The organism is Prosthecobacter sp. (assembly GCF_049294395.1).
Lineage (GTDB): Bacteria > Verrucomicrobiota > Verrucomicrobiia > Verrucomicrobiales > Verrucomicrobiaceae > Prosthecobacter.
This window is the reverse complement of sequence record NZ_JBAQCR010000064.1, coordinates 1-2,166: the sequence shown is the minus strand read 5'-3', so window position 1 is coordinate 2,166 and position 2,166 is coordinate 1. Positions and strand designations below refer to the sequence as shown.

The 2,166-nt window shown below is 62.2% G+C and carries 1 protein-coding gene; it reads right to left on the bottom strand.

Annotated elements, in window-relative coordinates; all coding sequences use genetic code 11:
• On the bottom strand, positions 1 to 2,166 hold a 2,166-nt coding region (gene hrpA / locus WAW39_RS04585), incomplete at both ends, for an ATP-dependent RNA helicase HrpA (RefSeq protein WP_422316246.1).

Sequence of the window (2,166 nt, the reverse complement as noted above, 5' to 3'; positions counted from 1 at the left end):
GGATGCGATAGCGGCGCGTGATGAAATCGGCGAGAGCGTCGAGGAAGGCTTCGCGGCCCGGGTCAAAGTCGGCGGCGATTTCGCGGGCCTTGGGGTCGATGGGCATCAACTGGCGGCGAATCACCTTCGGCAGCGCGCGCAGCATGACGTTGGCGAGTTCTTCGCGAATGCCGGGCACCATCCACTGAATCTGGCCGCTGGTGAGATGACCGGCGAGCTGCGCGGGCACGCGCACGGTGACGCCGTCGTTTTCTTCGCCAGGCTGGTAGTTGTAGGTGAGGGGCAGCGCGGTGTTGCCTAAGGCGACCTGATCCGGGAACATCTGCAGGTCGGCCTCGAACTCTTCGCCGGCGGTGAGTTCCTGCTCGGTGGCGCAGAGGAAGTTTGGCTGCTCGTCGATGTGCTCTTTGACGAATCGGTTGAGGTCGTGAATGGACGAGACGTTTTTGATGCGCGCGTCATAGAAATTGAACAGACGCTCCTCGATGGCGTAGACGCGATTGCTGCGCACGCGGGTGAGCATCGTTTCGATCTTCTGGCGGAGCTTGTTGTTGTGCGCGTAAAAGCGCAGGGTGATGGGCACCTCCTGGCTGTCGATGAGTGCGGCGCGTATGAACATCTGCGTGGCGCCGACAGCATCGACCTTGAGGAAGTCGATGTGCTGGCGCTTCACCTCCAGTCCGTGAATGAGGACGCGCTGCGTGACGAGCACGCGCCCGGCTTTGAGATTCCAATGGGGCTCGCTGTATTTGAACTGGCAGAGATGCGCGCCGAGTTCGGCGATCCAGTTCGGATCAACCTTGGCGAGTGTGCGCGCAAAGAGCTGCGAGGTCTGCACGATCTCACCGGCGACGATCCACGGCGGCTGGCGGCCTTTGTCCTGACCGGGCTTGCCCTTGCCGTTTTTCTCACGGCGTTCGTAGAGATTGGAGCCGGGGAAGACGGAGACTTCGCGATTGCCCGCAGCCTTGTAGAGATTGCGCTCCTCCTTCATGGCGACGTGGCCAAGCTGCGCGGCGAGGATGCTGCGATGGATGGCGTCGTCGGTCGCGGGTGGCGTTTGCTGGCGCAGATCGTCGCTGAAGGAATCACAGAGCTGCTTCCAGACATCACGCCATTCCTGCATGCGGGTGAAGGAGAGGAAGTTGGATTTGCAGAACTTTCTCAGCGCATTGCGCGAACCGCCCGAGGCTTCGGGGGTGGCGTTCCAGATTTTGAGCAGCGTGATGAAATCGGACTCAGGTGCGGCGAAGGCTTTGTGCGCGGCGTTGGCGAGTTCGCGTTTTTCTTCGGGGCGTTCACGGGGGTCGGGGATGCTGAGACCGGCGGCGATGATGAGCAGCTCAGGCAGGGCTTTTTCCACGCGGGCTTGCAGCAGCATGCGCCCCAGCGTGGGATCCAGAGGCAGGCGGGCGAGTTCGCGGCCGAGGGGCGTGAGTTCGTGGGTTTCGCTGAGAGAGCCTAGTTCGTGCAGCAAATCATAGCCTGCGCGGATGGAAGCGCTGACGGGCGGATTGATGAAGGGGAAGTCCTCGATCTCGCCGAGCTTGTAGGCCTTCATGCGCAGGATGACCTCGGCGAGGTTCGCGCGCTGAATCTCCGGCATGGTGAAGCGGTCGCGCTTTTCAAAATCTTCCTGCGAGTACAGGCGGATGCAGATGCCGTCCTGCACACGACCGGCACGGCCCGCGCGCTGATTGGCACTGCTTTGCGACACGGCCTCGACCGGCAGGCGCTTGGTGCGTGTGCGTGGGTTGTAGTGGCTGATGCGCGCCAGGCCGGTATCCACCACGTAGCGGATGCGCGGAATGGTGATGGATGTTTCGGCGACGTTGGTGGCGATGACGACGCGACGTTTGCGGCCGGGCTGGAAGATGCGCTGCTGCTCGGCCGAGGCCATGCGGCCAAAGAGGGCGAGCACTTCGAAGCCGGAACCCAGGCGGCCATCGAGAAGATCGCGCGTTTCACGGATGTCACGTTCCGTGGGCATGAAGACGAGGACGTCACCGTCGTCGGTTTCGATGAGGGCGTTTTCGACGGCGGCGGCGGCACCATCGATGAATCCGAAGTCATCTTCACCACCTGAGAGCGGCGCGTAACGAATATCCACGGGGAACATGCGCCCGGAGACTTCGATGATCGGTGCGTCACCAAACGCAGCAGAAA